This is a genomic window from Saccharothrix longispora (assembly GCF_030852425.1).
GTDB lineage: Bacteria > Actinomycetota > Actinomycetes > Mycobacteriales > Pseudonocardiaceae > Actinosynnema > Actinosynnema longispora.
Genome location: NZ_NSDM01000003.1, coordinates 16,987 through 31,627, shown reverse-complemented (window position 1 = coordinate 31,627; position 14,641 = coordinate 16,987). Strand labels below are relative to the sequence as shown.

The window sequence follows — 14,641 nt, the reverse complement described above, 5'->3', positions numbered from 1 at the left end:
TCTCCTCCTACCAGCTGGACTTGCTGACGCCGGGCAGCTCGCCGCGGTGCGCCATTTCGCGGAGTCGGATGCGGGACAGGCCGAACGCGCGGTTGAAGGCCCGGGGGCGGCCGTCCACGGCGTCGCGGTTGCGCAGCCTCGTGGGACTGGCGTCGCGCGGCAGCCGCTGGAGCGCGGCCAGCGCCTCGTCGCGGCGGTCCGGGTCGAGCCGGATGAGCTCCTTCAGCTCGCGCCGCCGCTCGGCGTGGCGGGCGACGACCTCGCGCCGCTGCCGGTCCTTGGCGATCTTGGACTTCTTGGCCATCAGCGCTCCTCCTTGAAGTCGACGTGGCGGCGCACGACGGGGTCGAACTTCCGCAGCACGAGCCGGTCGGGGTCGTTGCGGCGGTTCTTGCGGGTGACGTAGGTGTACCCGGTGCCCGCGGTGGACCGCATCTTGATGATGGGTCGGACGTCGGTGGACTTGGCCATCAGACCTTCACCCCCTGGCGGCGCAGCTCGGCGACCACGGACTCGACGCCGCGCCGGTCCACGGTCTTGATGCCCTTGGTGGACACCGTGAGCACGACGAACCGGTTCTCCGAGGGCAGCCAGTACCTCCGGCGCTGCGTGTTGGGCAGCCAGCGGCGGGACGTGCGCCGGTTGCTGTGCGAGACCTGCTTGCCGAAGCCGGGTTTGCGCCCGGTGACCTGGCAGTGCCGTGAGGACACACCAGCCTCCATTTCGAAACGACAATCGTTTCCGTTAGGCTAGCCCACATGCGGACAGAAGTCGTACTGGTGGCCGGCCTGGCGGACCACGACGTGGCGGAGGAGCTCTGGCGCGCCTGCCCCGGATCGGTTCTCGTGCGCCACGACCTGCGCGACCTCGCCGGTGGCGTGGTGCGCCGGTGGGTGGACGGCGAGCTGACCGTGCTGGAACTCGCGCACGGCTGCGTCTCCTGCACCCTGCGGCTGGACCTGCTGCCCCTGCTGGAGCGGCTCGGCGGCCGGGTGGTGGTCCACCTGGACCCCGCGCTGGAGCCGGAAGCCGTCTGCTTCGCCCTGCGCGAGGTCGACGTGCGGGTGGAGGCCGTGGTCACCGTGGTGGACCGCGCAGCCTGGCTGGCCGACGCCACGGGTGAGGACGCGCTGGCGGACCGCGGCCTGGCCGCCGCCGAGGCCGACGACCGGACGGTGGCGCAGGTCGTCGTGGGGCAGGCCGAGTTCGCCGACGCCCTGGTGCTGACCGGCGTCGGGACCGACCCGGTCCTCGACGCCGTGCTCGACCGGCTCAACCCCCGCGCGCCGCGCCGCGACCGGCACGCGCTCGACGCGGCGGAACTGCTGGCCGCCGTGCCCGACGACGCGCGCAGGGGACGCTTCGACGACGGCTTCGGGGCGCTGCTGCACGGGCAGCCGCCGCTGGAACCGGCGCACGGCGTGGCGGTCGTCCACTTCGTCGAACGGCGCCCGTTCCACCCGATGCGCCTGCACGAGGCGCTCGACGTCCTGTTCGACGGCGTCGTGCGCACGCGTGGCCGGGTGTGGGTCGCCAGCCAACCGGACACCGCCCTGTGGCTGGAATCGGCGGGCGGCGGCCTGAGCGTGGGCAACCTCGGGCCGTGGCTCGCCGCCGTGGACGACTGGTCGGGGTTCCCGGTCGAGCGCCGGGCCGCCGCCTCGGCGACGTGGGACCCGGTTCACGGCGACCGGTCGCAGGAACTGGTCGTCATCACGGCCTCGGCGTCACCGGAGGAGATCACGGCGGCACTGCGCGAGGCGCTGGTGACCGACGAAGAACTGGCGCTCGCCGACGAGTTGGAGTTCGCCGACCCGTTCGCCGAGTGGCACGACGAGATGGAGGAAGCGTGAAGCAGGGCATCCACCCCGACTACCACCCGGTGGTCTTCCGGGACCAGTCCACGGGCAAGGCGTTCCTGACCCGGTCCACGGCCACGTCGGACCGCACCGTCGAGTGGGAGGACGGCAACACCTACCCGCTCATCACCGTGGACGTCACCTCGGACTCCCACCCCTTCTGGACCGGCAACCAGCGGGTGATGGACACCGCCGGCCGGGTCGAGAAGTTCAACCGCCGCTACGGGACGAGGAACCGCTGACATGGCCGTCCCCAAGCGCAGGACCTCCCGCAGCAACACCCGCCACCGCCGTGCGCAGTGGAAGGCCGACGTGCCCGACCTGGTCCCGGTCACCACCCTGGACGGCCGCAAGCTGACCGTGCCCCGACGGCTCGTCGCCGCCTACCGCAGGGGTCTGCTCTGACCCACCCCGGAGGGGTGCGGGACCGATCGCTCCGGTCCGACGTGACACGGCCCCGCCCGGTGGGTGGGGCCGTGTCGTGCTCGGGCGTCCGCGGGGTCGCGGTTACCGGGGCGGGTGTCGTCGTGCTCGTGCCCCGGCCGCGTCGAGCGCGGGCGCGAGCGGTGCGAGCGTGGCGCGGAGCAGGTCGGGCAGCGAGCCGGACGGCACGACGAGCCCGCCGGCCACGGGGGTGGTCCCCGCTCGCACCCAGTGGTGGAGCGCGACGCGGACCGCGGCGGCCACGCTCGCCGCGAGCACGCGAGGGGTGTGGGGGTCGGTGTCGCCGAGGCGTCGGGTGATCGCGTCGGCGAGGGGGTCCTCGATCGCGCCGGCGGTGTCGACGAACACGTCGCGCAGCGCGGGACGGGCGGTGATCAGCAGCAGCGCTTCGCGGTGCCGCTCTCCCGGGTCGGTGTACTGCTCCACGATCGCGTCGACCACGGCGCGGGCGAGCCCGACGTCGGCGGGGCGTGCGGTCACCGCCGCGGCGACCCGTGCTTCCCGCTCGGCGGTGACGGCGGCGACGATCGCCTGTTCGCGGCTGGAGAAGTAGTTGTTGTAGGTCCTCGGCGAGACGCCGGCCGCTTCGGCGATGTCGTCGACGCGCACGTTCTCCGGCCCGCGCGTCAGAGCCAGCCGCAGGGCCGCCTCGCGCAACGCCTTCCTGGTGGCCTGCTTCTTCTGCTCGCGCAACCCCGTCCGCCCTGTCCTCACCGCCCCAGCATGCCAACCGATGTGCGTGCACGCAAACTTGCGTGCACGCACTTTTTCGGTCTAGCCTCGGCGCCCTCGCATCCCGACAGGAAGGGCGGACCCATGCGTGCCAAGGGCATCGCGTACGACACCGGCTTCGTGGTCGACGGCCGGATCTCCCGCGAAAGCTTCGAACCCCGCTTGGTTCGGCGGGAGCTGGCCATCATCCGGGACGACCTGCACTGCAACGCCGTGCACGTCGTGGGCGGCGATCCGGAGCGGCTGGAACTGGCGGCGCGCCACGCCGCCGAACTCGGGCTGGAGGTCTGGTTCTCGCCCTACCCGATCGACCTGACGACCACGCAGGCCCTGTCGTTGTTCGCCGACTGCGCGCGGCGGGCGGAAGGGCTCCGGGAGGCGGGAGCCGACGTCGTGTTCGTCACCGGCGTCGAGCTGAGCATCATGAACCGGGGCTTCCTCCCCGGCGACGACCTGGCGCAGCGGGTCGACCTGCTCCTGAGCCGCCCCGAGGGTCTGGCCGAGCGGATCGTCGAGGCGAGCGCCCGCCTCGACGACTTCCTCCGCGAGGCCGTCGCCGCGGTCCGCGAGCGCTTCCGGGGCAGGATCACCTACGCCTGCATCCCGTTCGAGCGGGTCGACTGGACGCGCTTCGACATCGTCTCGGTCGAACTCATCCGCTCCGCCGAGGTCGCCGACCGGTACCGGGAAGCCGTGCGAACCCTCGTGGCACAGGGGAAACCGGTCGCGATCACCGGTTTCGGCACCGCGACCTGGCGCGGCTCGGGCGACGTGGCGCCGCGCAGCATGGAGATCGTCGAGCACGACGAGGCCGGTCGCCCGGTCCGGGTGAGGGGCGACTACGTCCGCGACGAGGCCGGTCAGGCCCGCTACCTGCGCGAATTGCTCGACATCTTCGACGCCGAAGGCGTGGACAGCGCCTTCGCGTACCTCTTCGCGCTCTACAGCCACCCGCACCGCCCCGACGACCCACGCCGTGACCTCGACCTCGCCAGCCTCGGCGTCGTCAAGGTGCTCGAAGGTCGCAACGGCGATACCTACCCCGACGTGCCCTGGGAACCCAAGGCCGCCTTCACCGCACTGGCCGACCACTACCGCGGCTGACCGGGGCAGGGCGGGCGGCTCGGCTCACCCGCGCCGCCGTCCACCGTCCGTCGACCGGATCACCGCCCGTACGGTCGGACCGGCGCAAGAATTTCGTTTCGGGGACGTTCGTCCCGCGTCCGTTCGGCTTACTGCCAAATCCCGGTCCCCGTGCGAAAGTGAGTGCCGAGATTCCGTTTTCCGTCACCCCAGGAGTGGAACGATGACGTCGAAGGTGCTGTTACGCCTGGCCGGAGTCCTCGGTGCCGCGCTGTTGTCCGCCACAGTGGCCGCGGTTCCCGCGCAGGCCGCCCTCGATGCCGGTCAACCCGTGGACATCCAGCTTCGCGGCTACTCGTCCACCGGGGCGGAGACGCAGGTGGGACGCATGACCGGCACCGTCCGGTTCGACAACGGCAACTCGCTCTTCCGGTTGGACGTCACGGTGGAACGGCAGTCGAGCTACGTCGACAGCAAAGTCCGCATCGACGTGAACGGCTCGTCGCACGAGCACGTCTACCAATCCGGCGTCATCGCTCGTGATTTCCCGTACGGCGGAACGGTGCACAACGTCCAGTTGACCTTGGAAGGCCTGTACTACGACGGCGCGACCAATAGGACGAAGACGGTCACGCGCAGCGCATTCTACGACAACCCGTTCAACTGACGGCGGCGCGGACCCGACCGGACGGGGTGACCGGGGACCGCACGCCGAACCACTGCTCGGCGCCGTACGCCTCGAACCTCTCGACCTCGGTGAACCCCAGCTTCGCCGCGAGGCGCATCGCGCGGTCGTTGGCGGTCCGGGTGCAGAGCGCCACCTGCTCGCCGGGGAACGCGCCGGCGAACCAGCCGAGCGCCGCCGCGCACGCCTCGGCGGCGTACCCGCGCCCCCACGCCTCCGGCAGGAGCAGGTAGCCGAGCCAGGCCTCCCCGGCGTCCGGGCGGGAGGGACCGGGACGCTCCGGGGCGCGCCGGTCGAACGTGACGATGCCGATCACCGCCCCGTCGAGGTCGACCACGAAGAAGCCGGGGCGCCGGCCGGGCACCTCGGGCATCGTGCGCTCGAGTTCGTCGCGGGGGCGGGCACCACCGATGTAGGTGCCCACCTCCGGTGAGGCGAACAGTTCGACGAGCGCCGCGCGGTCCCGGGCCTCGGACTGGCGGAGCACGAGCCGCTCGGTCCTGATCGGGTCAGCCGGCCAGGCGGCGGGGCCGGGTTCGGTCATGGCGGAAACGTATCCCACGTCGTGCGGCAACCCGGTGACGCCACGCTCGCCGGTCCCGCGTCCCGCGCTTCGCACCGCCTCGCGGAGGACAGGACCGCGGACGTCCGCGCAGGACGTCGGCGATTCCTCGTGGGTGGCACGGTCGCGGATCACGATCGCGCCCCGGACCGCCCGCCCGACGCCGGTGAACGCGTTGTCCGCGGGTCCACCAGTGCCCGCAGCACCGTGCCGACGACCAGGTCGTCCTCGGCCGAGCACGTCGCGCGGCCCACGAACGGCGCGGCGCCCGCGCCGCCGACGCGCAGGGTCGACTCGACCCCGGAGTCCCTCCCACCGAGGCCCTGGCCACCGCGACGATCCCCGCGGTGGCGGGCAGCCCCACCGCGTGCACCCGTCGCTCGGCCTTCCTGTCGACGGCCGACCCGCGCCAGAAGGAGACGGCCGACGGCGTCATGGACAGCGTGACCCCGAGACCGGTCCACGCCATCGCCCGCACGCCGTCCTCGACCACGAAGCCGATTCCGCCCCACAGCCGATTCCACCCCACACGCGCTCGTCGTCCCGGGACGACGGTCTGGGAGGCTTCGCACATGTCCACCGATCCGGCGGCGTCCGCCGAGGCCGTAGTCGACCAGCCACTGCGAGTCCAGTTCGAGGCGTTCCTCGACGAGCACCGCGGCGCGCTCGACCGCTGCCTGGACGGGCTGACCGAGGAGCAGGCCCGCCGATCGCTGGTGTCCTCCCGGACCACGCTGCTGGGCCTGGTGAAGCACGCGGCCTTCGTCGAGAAGGTCTGGTTCGACGAAGCCGTGACCTGCCGCCCGCGCGCCGAGATCGGCATTCCCGCGACACCGGACGAGTCGTTCGTCCTCGACGACGCCGACACCATCGCCACCGTCCGGCGAGCACATCGCGCGGCCTGCGAGGCGTCCCGCCGCGCGACGTCATCGCTGGGACTGGACGACCTGGTCCACGGCAACCGACGCGGACCGCTCCCGCTGCGCTGGGTGTACCTCCACGTGCTGCGCGAACTCGCCCGGCACTGCGGACACGCGGACATCCTGCGCGAGCAGCTCCTCGACGAGTAGCGCGCCGCGTCCGCCGGAAGGTCCTTCCGCGCCCGTGTGCGGATCTCCGATCCGCCACGCCCACGGGCGACGTGCCGGCCGAGGACGTACAGGACGAGTGCCGGTCCGGCGCCTTGAACGCCGCCGACCAGCACTCGACGCACCCGGTCGTAGGCGCCGACCCGGCTCACCGGGGCGGCCGACGCGATCACCGCGCCGCCCGCGGAGTGTGGTCGTCGCGGCCTGGCTCCCGTCGGCCGTCATCGGGTCGGGGTGGTCGGCTGGTGCGGTGACGATCGGCCACATCGCGAGCCGAATGGCGGTGCCGTCCACGATCCCAGCCGACCGGGCTTCCGACGAGTTGGTGCCAGTGGCAACACCACCACGCGGGGCGGCGCGACGGATGGGGACCGCGCGTCGCGCACCTGCACGTGCCGCGTACCCGCCGCCGGGGACGCGCGCTTCCGCCGATGAGCCACTGGTGGGGCGGCAGGGCGGGGTCCGCGCATCAGTGCCGGGGCTCGCCGGCGTCTTCGACCGGGGCGATCCCGGGTTCGGCGTCCAGGTCGTCGAGCCGGCGCTGCACGCGGTCGGCGTCGGTGTGGCGGCCCTGGTGCCGGTACAGCGCCACCGCTTCCCGCCACGCGGACGCGGCCTGGTCGGGTCGGCCCAGCGCCACGAGCGGGTCGCCCGACCGGTCCAGGGTCAGTGTCGTCTGCCAGGTGTCGCCACGTGCGCGGGACAGGGCCAAGGCGCGGTGGTAGTGGTCCACGGCTTCCCTCCAGTGGCCCGCGCGGTGGGCGATGTAGCCCAGGCTGTCGAGCGTGTCCACCTCGCCGTCGACGTCGTGGTGCTCCCGGGTGAGGCGCAGCGCCGTTCCGCAGTGGGCTCGCGCCGCGTCGAGTTCGCCCAGTCCCGCGTGGTACCAGCCCGTCTGGTTGAGGGCGCGGGCCAGCCAGAACTGCTCACCGTGGACGCGGAACAGGTCGGAAGCCCGAACCGCGTGCTCCAACGCGCGGCGGTCGTCTCCCCGCCTGGCCCAGGTCCGTGCGAGCTCGCGATGGATGTGAGCCTGCTGGACGGGCATGCCTCCGGCCAGTTCCAGCGCCCGCTCCAGGTGCTCGGCCGCGTGGTCGTAGTGCCCCAGCACGTTGCAGGCGCGTCCCAGGAAGCGGTGGGCGCGGGAGCGTGCCACGGGTTCGGGCAGGTGTTCCGCAGCGGTCACCGCGAGCCGCCACGTGGCCGGTTCCGCGTACTGGTGCCCCCGTCGGCGGTGGTGGTCGTTCAGGACCCAAGCGAGGTGCCGGACCACCCGGTGCAGGTCCTGCTCGGCAGCGGTCCGCTGCACCGCCGGCAGGTTGCCGTGTTCGAGGTCGAGCCACGCCGCGGCGGTCGCGGCACCCGACGGGTGGAGCGCCACCACGCCCGGTTCCGGTTCGACGTGAGGGCGATGGGGGTTGATCAACCGGTCCGCTTCGTGCGCGGTGCGCGTGTAGAACGCGAGAACACGGCGCAGCGCGACCTCCCGCGCAGCGCGGGGCAGTCTTCGTCCGGCAGTGGCCGCGGCGTGGTCGCGGATCAGGTCGTGCATCGAGTACCGCCCACCCGGGAGACGGTCCACGAGGGACACGTCCTCCAGGGCGTTGAGTTCCGCACGCGTCCGCTCCGGGGACCAGCCGGTCAGGCAGACCGCGGCGGCGAGTCCGATGTCGGGGCCGGGTGCGATGCCGAGCAGCGCGAACAGGCGGCACTGCGGGCCGGTGAGGTGGTGCACCGACCAGGACAGCACCGTCGTGGGACTCGCGGTGCGGTCCCCGCCGTGCAAGGCGTCCGGACCCGCTTCGCGCAGTTCGGTGACGATGTCCGCCAACGGGAGCCGCGGGTGGCTGCGGGCGAAGGCGCCCACCACACCCAGCGCCGGCGGAAGCCCGCCGCACAGCCCGACCAGGTCGGCGACCGCCCGGCCGTCCTCCGCCGCCCGCCGTGCGCCCGCCGACGCGCTCAGCAGGTCGTGCGACTCGGCCCCGGGCAGGGCGTCCAGGTGCAGCGGGTGGGCGCCGTGCCGTGCGAGCAGTCCCGTGAGCCGGCGTCGGCTGGTGACCAGCACCGTGCAGGCCCCGCCACCGGGCAGCAGGAGAGCTACCTGGTCGGTGGAGGCGGCGTTGTCCAGGAGGATCAACATCCTGCGTTCCGCGACCAGGCTGCGGAACAGCGCGGCCTGGGCGTCCACGTCCGCCGGGAGCCTGTCCGGGACCGCACCCATCGCGTCGAGGAACCCGCGCACCGCCGGGGGGGGGCTTCCACCGGTGTGCCCTCGGGACCGAACCCCCGGAGGTCCAGGAACGACTGTCCGTCCGGGAGCCGGTCGAGGTGCCGGTTCGCCCACACCAGTGCCGGCCACGTCTTGCCCATGCCCCCCGTGCCCCCGATGGCCGCGACGGCCACCGTCGGCGTCCCCGGCGGGTGGTCGGCGGCAGCGGTCAGGGCGCGATCCGATTCGGCCAACTCGCGATCACGTCCGACGAACGGCTCCGGCGCGGCGGGTAGTCGGCGTGGCACGACCGATCCGACCCGTGACGGGACGGAGACGTGGACCCCGCCGTGCACCACGCCGGCCTGGACCACGGTGCCCGGGGTCCCGGACACGGCGTCGACCACGCGCGGCCCGTGGTTCCGGTCGGCGGACACGTGCCCGTCGGACCTCCCCGGATCGGGCACCTCCCCCGGGGTTCGCTGCTTCGCCGCATGCGCCACCCCAACCGCCCACACGTCCTGCCGCAACGCACAACTGCGGACAACTCCGGTACGCGACCCGACGAACACGACCGGGACGCCGCACCCGATCGCCCTCCGCGGGTGTGGTCCGGGAGGCGGTTCGTCGCCGCCCCCGACCTCGGTGGTCGTTTGTGCCCGGAGTCCATCGCCGGTCGGTCGGGTGCTGTCGCCTGCGTCGGCGTTCTCCGCCGGCTTCGTGGTGCCCGTCCCCGTAGTGGTCCTGACCTGTTCGGACCACATTCCGGTCGCACTCCTGGTCGCACTTCCGGGGGCTTTCCGCACGGGTTGCCGGTATCGGACCAGGCGGAACCGATACCGTGCCGCGAGGGCCACCGCCATCCGCGACGGCCCGGTGAGGCGGGTGCTCCGCGGCGGAACGAGGGGTCCGGTTCGGCGGCCGGCGAGCGGAGGAAGGCCGACCAGGTCGTCGTGGTGCGCTGGGCCACCGGGTCGATTCCGGTGTCCTCGAGGATCTGCCGGAGGGTGGCGGAGGCGACTCCGGTATCGAGCACGGGGAGTTCGCCGCGATGCGGTGGTAGCCCCGGGGGAGGTCCTCCCGTGCCAGGCGCAGCACCGTCTCCGGACGCACCGGCCCCGGAGCCGACGAAGCGTGACGGCCGGAAGTCGGTGCGGCAGTGTCGTAGGAGACGCCCGGTCGCCGGGAGAGAACCGCCGACGGGCACTCCCCACGGGGTTGTCCCGAGCCCTGCCCGGTCGACGACCAGCCCGCCTCCGGCCGCTCGGAGCAGGACCACGAGTTCGTCTTCACCGGTGCCGACAGCGGACTGCGTGGCCACTCTGTCGATGCGCAGGCAGCACGGTCCCCCGACCTGCGCACGAGCTGATCGGTGACAGCCGATACCAGGCCGGTCACTCGCGTGCGCCTGGACGGACTGGGTTGCGGAAAATCCCACGCCGCGTCTTCTCCGACCGCGCCCATCCTGCCCATCGGCCAGAGCGACCTGGTCAGGGCCGAGGGGCGCACGTCGTCAGCAGGGTGAAAGGCCCATCGGGCACGCGATCGGAGGGAGACGGAGTCGCTCGTTCGACGGACCCTTTCCATCGCAACCCCGCCGAGGTAATCGTCTTCTACGGGTTTCGCGGGACACGCCGGCGGGCGAGTAGGCTCCGGTGTTCAGGCAGGCCGACGGTCGGAGTGGTCGACGACGGCGTCCCAGGGCGAGTCCCCGGTGCCATGCTCCGCCGGAGTGGCTCCTTCGAGGACGGTGGCGGGGGTATGGGGACCAGCGGGGGACCGGGCGAGGCCCGGCAAGGCCGGGCCGGGACGTCGGGCATGGCCGTGGGGTCCGAGGAGTCGGGCGAGCTCGCGTCGCGGTTGGGCGATCTGGCGCGCTACCTGCAAGACCAGAAGGGCGTGGAGGACACGCTGCAGGGCATCGTCGACGCGGCGGTGGACACCGTGCCCGGCGCGCGGTACGCGGGGTTGTCGGTGGTGCGGGGCCGCGGGTCCATGAGCACGGTCGCCGCCTCCGACGACGACCTGGTCGGGAAGGTCGACCAAGCCCAGATCGACTTCGGGCAGGGACCGTGCCTGGACGCGCTCTACGACAGGAACACCGTGTCGCTGCCGGACATGGCCCAGGAACGGCGATGGCCCGAGTTCGCCACCCGTGCCGCTGAGCTGGGTGTGGGCAGCATGCTGTCGTTCCAGCTCTACATCACCAGTGACGACCTGGGGGCGCTCAACCTCTACTCCCACGACACGAACGCCTTCACCGACCAGTCCGAGCAGGTGGGCCTGCTGTTCGCCGCGCACGCGGCGGTGGCGATGGCGGATGCCCAGAAGATCGCCGGCCTGTCCCACGCGATCGACAACCGCGACCTGATCGGCCAGGCCAAAGGCATCCTGATGGAACGCCACAGGCTCACTGGCGACCAGGCGTTCAACGTCCTCGTCCGGGCCAGCCAGCAGACCAACACCAAACTCGTCCACGTCGCCGCGTACCTGGTGGGCAGCGGCGAGTTGATCACCGAGCCGCGGCGTTGAAGCAACGCCGACCCCGACCGGGTGAGCGGCTCGTTTCCGCAGGGCCCCCCGGGGAACCCGGCGTGCGGGTCGCGTCTCCCTGTTAGACGACCGCTGAACGGGGTAGTCCCGCACAGGCGCCCACCGCGCCGCGGGGTGGTGGGCGCTCAGGCCTCCGGGTTTCAGACCGCGTGATCCGGAGGCCGCCTCGCCGATCCGGTCGGGTCAGCGCTCGCCGCGGCGATCACCCGCTGCGCGACCAGGCGCAGCTTGACGTTCTCGTGCTGGGACCGCTGCACCAGCGTGGCGTAGGCGGCGTCGGCTGTGATGCCGCGGGTGGCCATCAGGATGCCCTTGGCCTGCTCGATGACGCCACGTCCGGCCAGTGCCCCTGTGAGCTGCTCGACGGTCCGGTCACTGTGCAGGCGCCGCAGAACGCCGCGCAGCACCCCCTGGGCCGCGGCGACGTAGAGGACCAGGAGGTGTTCGTCCAGGTCGTCGAAGACCTCGGGCGCGCGGCTGAAGCAGTTGACCGACCCGACCCTGTCCGGGGCGACCACCAGCGGAGCCGAGAGCACGCTGCCCACGCCCGCGTCGCGCGCGGCGCCGGCGAAGGCCGGCCACACGGGGCCGGCGTCGGCGACGGCGATGTGCACCGCCTCCCCGCGACGGGCGGCGTGAAGGCAGGGGCCGTCGTCGGCGGCGTACTGCTCCAGGTCCAGGGCCAGTAGGGCTCGCTCGGTGATCGCGACGGTCCGCGGGCTGGTACCGGTCAGCAGGGTCACCGAGACGACGTCGGCGTGGGGGACCGCCCGGACGGCCTGGTGGCACAGGTGCCGGATCACCTCGTCGAGGTCGGCGGCCTGGTCGGCGGCGTCCACGAGCGCGGTCACCGCCCCGGTCACGTCCGTCAACGCCACCGACTCCCCGGTCGTGGGCCGTGCGGGGCGCGATGCCGTTGCGCTGTGCCGTTGTCGCCGCATGCCCCGTGTCCTCCACCCGCGTCCGCGTACCTACTGCCTGCTCACGCGGGTGCCCTGGCCGGTCGGGGTCCACACCTGTGGCGGATGCCGGCCCGTGGGCGCGGCGCAGGACGCCGTGCCCGATTCGGTCAAGGCGGCTGCCCCGGCGCTCGCCCCGATCCGCGTCTGTCGTGCACTGACCTTTCCTGCTCGATCTCCTACCGGTCGATCTCCTGCGATTGATCCTCCGTGCCGGCACAGTGGATGTCGTGGCAGGTGAGCCGGATCGTGAACAACGGGAAATCGACGCCGAGGTTGCTGTGTCCGCAGCGGACGAGCACCAGCCCGGAATGCCACGACCTCGGTCTTCGTGGCACGGTGAAGCCATCGAGCGCGAGTACGACCACAAGGCGCGTGCGCGGACGATGAGCCCCGCGGAGCGTGAGTGGTTGGCCGATGAGCGCGACGCGGTGGCCGAAGATCGTGACCGCCTGGCCGACGAGCGTGACTGGAGGGCGCTCGAGCGCGACCAAATGGCGGACGAGCGTGATCGGCTGGCGGACGAGCGTGATCGGCTGGCGGATCAACGGGAAATCGACGCCGAGACCAAGCGGAGCCACGAGTAGGAGCCGGTTCCACGTAGCTGCTCGGGCGACTTGTTCACCCAGGCCAGTACGGCGACCAGGACGCGAAGGTGCAGTAGTCGGCGGCGCGGCGTCGTAGCGGATGGACAGCTGCCAGTGGTCGACCAGCCCCGTGAGGGTGGGTTCGCGACCCGGCGGTGACGGCCGAGTCACCATGAGGACTCGATGCCTTACGGGTGCTGCGCGTGACGGCACCCCGGTCGCGTCGCCACCGGCGGAGGTGGCCGCCGTCGTGAGTCTCGTCCGAGTGGCGGGCCCGATGCGGTGCGGGCCACCACGTCAGCGGATGCGCGGAACCGCTCGGAGCACGGGTTTGAGCGCCTGGTCGTCGCGCAGGTTCGCCGAGCAGACGCGGACCCGGAGCGGTAATCCGGCCCAGTCGGTACCGGCATGGGTCTTCTCCCCGAGCTCGCCGCGGCCGACCGGGTTCGGACCGGTCATGTCGCCACCTCCTGCGCCGGACCGAGGCGACATCCGAGGTCGCCGCGACCGGTCCACCTCGCCTCGCGCTCCGAGTTCACCCGACACAGCCGGGCCGCCGTGGGGTCGAACGGCGCTGGTGACGCTCGACCTCGGTGATCCGGACCAGGGTGCACCGGTGTGCAGGGCGTGAAGAGCGGTCACCGTGCGGGCATGGGTGACCACAGGCGGATCGACATCTCGTGCGTGCGGAGCGTCCATATCCGCTGCCCGAACACGGGTGATCGTCGAGTGGATGGAGTGGTCGATGGCCTGGGTGGACGTGGAGTCGGATCAGCGTCGGGGACATTCGTGGACCCGGCGTTGGGGCAGACGACGTTGGGGGAGTGGGTGCCGGTGTGGCGTGAAGCGCATGATGTGCGGCCGTCGACGGCGGCGAAGTACGAGTCGCACCTGCGCAACCACGTGCTGCCGAGGTTCGGTGATGTCGCGTTGCGGGAGATCTCGCGGATGACGGTGAAGGGTTGGGTCAAGCAGGTGCGCCGGTCGTGCCCCACGCACGGTGCTCGACGCGGTGACCGTGCTGTCGATGCTCCTGGGCGAGGCGGTCGATGAGGGGTTGATCGGGGCGAACCCGTGCCGCCGTCTCCGGCTCGACGATGGCGAGGCGGATGAGCGTCCTCGTGCTTCGGCGTGGCAGGTGCGGGACATGGTCCGGCGGTGTTCGGGTGGGGACGCGGTGTTGGTGGTCACGGCGGCGTACACGGGGCTGCGCTGGGGCGAGCCGGCCGGTCTGGGGTGGGAACGGGTCGACCTGGCCCGCGGCACGATCACGGTGGATGCGAAGAAGGGCGCGTTGCACGAGGTCGACGGCCGCCTGGTGCTCGGCCCGCCCAAGACGAAGGTCAGCGCGCGGACGGTGCACCTGCCGCCGTTCCTGGTGGACCGGCTGACCTTCCACCGCTCGGAGCGGGACCACGAGTTCGTCCTCACCGGTGCGACCGGCGGTCTGCACCGCCGGTCGAACTTCCGGCACCGGGTCTGGCTGCCGCTGGTCGAGGGCGATCCGGTGAGGTGCTGGGCACCGATCCTCCCCGGAATGCACTTCCATGACCTACGTCACACGCACAAGACGTGGCTGATCGAGGACGGCGTTCCGGAAGTCGTCCAGTACAAGCGGCCGGGCCACCGGTATCGAGGGGTGCAGGGCATCTACTCGCATGTGACGCACGTCATGGTCAACGGGATGCCGGACGGTCTCCAGGCCCGCTGGGAGCGGTCCGTGGCCGTTGTGGGAGCGGGAACGGCTGCCACATACGGTGGGGGAGCGGTGACCGCATACGGTGAAGATGATCACATCAAGATCGTTTGCTCCCATTTTGCTCCCACCGACGCAGAACGGCCGGTTGATGTAGATCATCAACCGGCCGTCTGACCTG

General features: G+C 72.1%; 18 protein-coding genes. 10 read left to right on the top strand and 8 right to left on the bottom strand.

The genetic code is table 11. The annotated features are described in order from the left end of the window. Positions 1 to 7: 7 nt before the first annotated feature. Genes rpsN through rpmB form a run of 3 tightly spaced genes read right to left on the bottom strand, consistent with a single transcriptional unit; the run spans position 8 to position 722 of the window. Positions 8 to 304 (bottom strand): 30S ribosomal protein S14, encoded by a 297-nt coding sequence (gene rpsN / locus CKY47_RS08055; RefSeq protein ID WP_306745041.1) that lies wholly within the window; start codon positions 302 to 304, stop codon positions 8 to 10. Beyond that, the gene (gene rpmG, locus CKY47_RS08050; RefSeq protein WP_053715063.1) at positions 304 to 471 is read right to left on the bottom strand and encodes a 50S ribosomal protein L33; all 168 of its coding nucleotides are present in this window, start codon (positions 469 to 471) and stop codon (positions 304 to 306) included. The genes rpsN and rpmG overlap by 1 nt, the downstream gene beginning before the upstream one ends. Further along, the gene (gene rpmB / locus CKY47_RS08045) at positions 471 to 722 is read right to left on the bottom strand and encodes a 50S ribosomal protein L28 (protein WP_306745040.1); all 252 of its coding nucleotides are present in this window, start codon (positions 720 to 722) and stop codon (positions 471 to 473) included. Before rpmB ends, rpmG begins: the two co-directional genes overlap by 1 nt. Before the next feature lie 36 nt (positions 723 to 758). Between rpmB and mrf the strand changes: the two genes are divergently transcribed. From mrf to rpmF, 3 genes are read left to right on the top strand one after another with little or no spacing between them, the layout of a single operon-like run. Then, positions 759 to 1,853 carry a ribosome hibernation factor-recruiting GTPase MRF gene (mrf, locus tag CKY47_RS08040; protein ID WP_306745039.1) on the top strand — a complete coding sequence of 365 codons (1,095 nt, stop codon included), beginning with the start codon at positions 759 to 761 and terminating at the stop codon, positions 1,851 to 1,853. Beyond that, positions 1,850 to 2,101: a type B 50S ribosomal protein L31 gene (locus tag CKY47_RS08035; RefSeq protein ID WP_306745038.1), complete on the top strand. Its 252-nt coding sequence runs from the start codon at positions 1,850 to 1,852 to the stop codon at positions 2,099 to 2,101. Before mrf ends, CKY47_RS08035 begins: the two co-directional genes overlap by 4 nt. Position 2,102: 1 nt before the next feature. Then, positions 2,103 to 2,264, top strand: a complete 162-nt coding sequence (gene rpmF, locus CKY47_RS08030; protein WP_306745037.1) for a 50S ribosomal protein L32 — start codon at positions 2,103 to 2,105, stop codon at positions 2,262 to 2,264. A gap of 102 nt (positions 2,265 to 2,366) precedes the next feature. Here the strand turns inward: rpmF and CKY47_RS08025 are convergent, their stop codons facing one another. Continuing rightward, a complete protein-coding gene (locus CKY47_RS08025) occupies positions 2,367 to 3,017 on the bottom strand; it encodes a TetR/AcrR family transcriptional regulator (RefSeq protein WP_306745036.1) in 651 nt (216 codons plus the stop codon). 102 nt (positions 3,018 to 3,119) lie between these two features. Between CKY47_RS08025 and CKY47_RS08020 the strand changes: the two genes are divergently transcribed. Together CKY47_RS08020 and CKY47_RS08015 are read left to right on the top strand one after the other, a co-directional pair. Continuing rightward, positions 3,120 to 4,139 carry a glycoside hydrolase family 113 protein gene (locus CKY47_RS08020; RefSeq protein ID WP_306745536.1) on the top strand — a complete coding sequence of 340 codons (1,020 nt, stop codon included), beginning with the start codon at positions 3,120 to 3,122 and terminating at the stop codon, positions 4,137 to 4,139. A 202-nt stretch (positions 4,140 to 4,341) separates the two neighbouring features. Next, positions 4,342 to 4,785 carry a hypothetical protein gene (locus CKY47_RS08015; protein WP_306745035.1) on the top strand — a complete coding sequence of 148 codons (444 nt, stop codon included), beginning with the start codon at positions 4,342 to 4,344 and terminating at the stop codon, positions 4,783 to 4,785. On the opposite strand, the gene CKY47_RS08010 is transcribed toward CKY47_RS08015, so the two are convergent. Further along, the gene (locus tag CKY47_RS08010) at positions 4,778 to 5,347 is read right to left on the bottom strand and encodes a GNAT family N-acetyltransferase (RefSeq protein WP_306745034.1); all 570 of its coding nucleotides are present in this window, start codon (positions 5,345 to 5,347) and stop codon (positions 4,778 to 4,780) included. The genes CKY47_RS08015 and CKY47_RS08010 overlap by 8 nt on opposite strands. Before the next feature lie 590 nt (positions 5,348 to 5,937). Here CKY47_RS08010 and CKY47_RS08005 point away from each other — a divergent pair. Further along, positions 5,938 to 6,435 carry a DinB family protein gene (locus CKY47_RS08005; RefSeq protein ID WP_306745033.1) on the top strand — a complete coding sequence of 166 codons (498 nt, stop codon included), beginning with the start codon at positions 5,938 to 5,940 and terminating at the stop codon, positions 6,433 to 6,435. A 487-nt stretch (positions 6,436 to 6,922) separates the two neighbouring features. Here the strand turns inward: CKY47_RS08005 and CKY47_RS08000 are convergent, their stop codons facing one another. Continuing rightward, entirely contained in the window at positions 6,923 to 8,698 is a 1,776-nt protein-coding gene (locus tag CKY47_RS08000; RefSeq protein WP_306745032.1) for a tetratricopeptide repeat protein, read from the bottom strand. 1,728 nt (positions 8,699 to 10,426) lie between these two features. Between CKY47_RS08000 and CKY47_RS07995 the strand changes: the two genes are divergently transcribed. Continuing rightward, positions 10,427 to 11,197, top strand: coding sequence for a GAF and ANTAR domain-containing protein (locus tag CKY47_RS07995; protein ID WP_306745031.1), 771 nt, complete (start codon positions 10,427 to 10,429; stop codon positions 11,195 to 11,197). Positions 11,198 to 11,358: 161 nt separating this feature from the next. Here the strand turns inward: CKY47_RS07995 and CKY47_RS07990 are convergent, their stop codons facing one another. Next, positions 11,359 to 12,096, bottom strand: a complete 738-nt coding sequence (locus CKY47_RS07990) for a GAF and ANTAR domain-containing protein (RefSeq protein WP_306745030.1) — start codon at positions 12,094 to 12,096, stop codon at positions 11,359 to 11,361. A gap of 311 nt (positions 12,097 to 12,407) precedes the next feature. Here CKY47_RS07990 and CKY47_RS07985 point away from each other — a divergent pair, with 311 nt between their 5' ends. After that, the gene (locus tag CKY47_RS07985) at positions 12,408 to 12,764 is read left to right on the top strand and encodes a hypothetical protein (protein WP_306745029.1); all 357 of its coding nucleotides are present in this window, start codon (positions 12,408 to 12,410) and stop codon (positions 12,762 to 12,764) included. Positions 12,765 to 13,061: 297 nt separating this feature from the next. Here CKY47_RS07985 and CKY47_RS07980 read toward each other — a convergent pair whose 3' ends face one another. Then, on the bottom strand, positions 13,062 to 13,223 hold the full coding sequence (locus CKY47_RS07980; RefSeq protein WP_306745028.1) for a hypothetical protein: 162 nt from the start codon (positions 13,221 to 13,223) through the stop codon (positions 13,062 to 13,064). A 192-nt stretch (positions 13,224 to 13,415) separates the two neighbouring features. On the opposite strand from CKY47_RS07980, the gene CKY47_RS36850 reads away from it, so the two are divergent. Together CKY47_RS36850 and CKY47_RS07975 are read left to right on the top strand one after the other, a co-directional pair. Then, positions 13,416 to 13,817: an N-terminal phage integrase SAM-like domain-containing protein gene (locus CKY47_RS36850; RefSeq protein ID WP_371320634.1), complete on the top strand. Its 402-nt coding sequence runs from the start codon at positions 13,416 to 13,418 to the stop codon at positions 13,815 to 13,817. Further along, positions 13,765 to 14,637 (top strand): tyrosine-type recombinase/integrase, encoded by an 873-nt coding sequence (locus CKY47_RS07975; protein ID WP_306745027.1) that lies wholly within the window; start codon positions 13,765 to 13,767, stop codon positions 14,635 to 14,637. Before CKY47_RS36850 ends, CKY47_RS07975 begins: the two co-directional genes overlap by 53 nt. Positions 14,638 to 14,641: the final 4 nt, after the last annotated feature.

Bases quoted from the DNA above. Each gene is read 5' to 3' on its own strand.
- CKY47_RS07995 (WP_306745031.1), top strand. From the start codon at position 10,427: ATGGGGACCAGCGGGGGACCGGGCGAGGCCCGGCAAGGCCGGGCCGGG.
- CKY47_RS07980 (WP_306745028.1), bottom strand. From the start codon at position 13,223: ATGACCGGTCCGAACCCGGTCGGCCGCGGCGAGCTCGGGGAGAAGACC.
- CKY47_RS08005 (WP_306745033.1), top strand. From the start codon at position 5,938: ATGTCCACCGATCCGGCGGCGTCCGCCGAGGCCGTAGTCGACCAGCCA.
- CKY47_RS36850 (WP_371320634.1), top strand. From the start codon at position 13,416: ATGGGTGACCACAGGCGGATCGACATCTCGTGCGTGCGGAGCGTCCAT.
- rpmG (WP_053715063.1), bottom strand. From the start codon at position 471: ATGGCCAAGTCCACCGACGTCCGACCCATCATCAAGATGCGGTCCACC.
- mrf (WP_306745039.1), top strand. From the start codon at position 759: ATGCGGACAGAAGTCGTACTGGTGGCCGGCCTGGCGGACCACGACGTG.
- rpmF (WP_306745037.1), top strand. From the start codon at position 2,103: ATGGCCGTCCCCAAGCGCAGGACCTCCCGCAGCAACACCCGCCACCGC.
- rpsN (WP_306745041.1), bottom strand. From the start codon at position 304: ATGGCCAAGAAGTCCAAGATCGCCAAGGACCGGCAGCGGCGCGAGGTC.
- CKY47_RS08015 (WP_306745035.1), top strand. From the start codon at position 4,342: ATGACGTCGAAGGTGCTGTTACGCCTGGCCGGAGTCCTCGGTGCCGCG.
- rpmB (WP_306745040.1), bottom strand. From the start codon at position 722: ATGGAGGCTGGTGTGTCCTCACGGCACTGCCAGGTCACCGGGCGCAAA.
- CKY47_RS08020 (WP_306745536.1), top strand. From the start codon at position 3,120: ATGCGTGCCAAGGGCATCGCGTACGACACCGGCTTCGTGGTCGACGGC.
- CKY47_RS08010 (WP_306745034.1), bottom strand. From the start codon at position 5,347: ATGACCGAACCCGGCCCCGCCGCCTGGCCGGCTGACCCGATCAGGACC.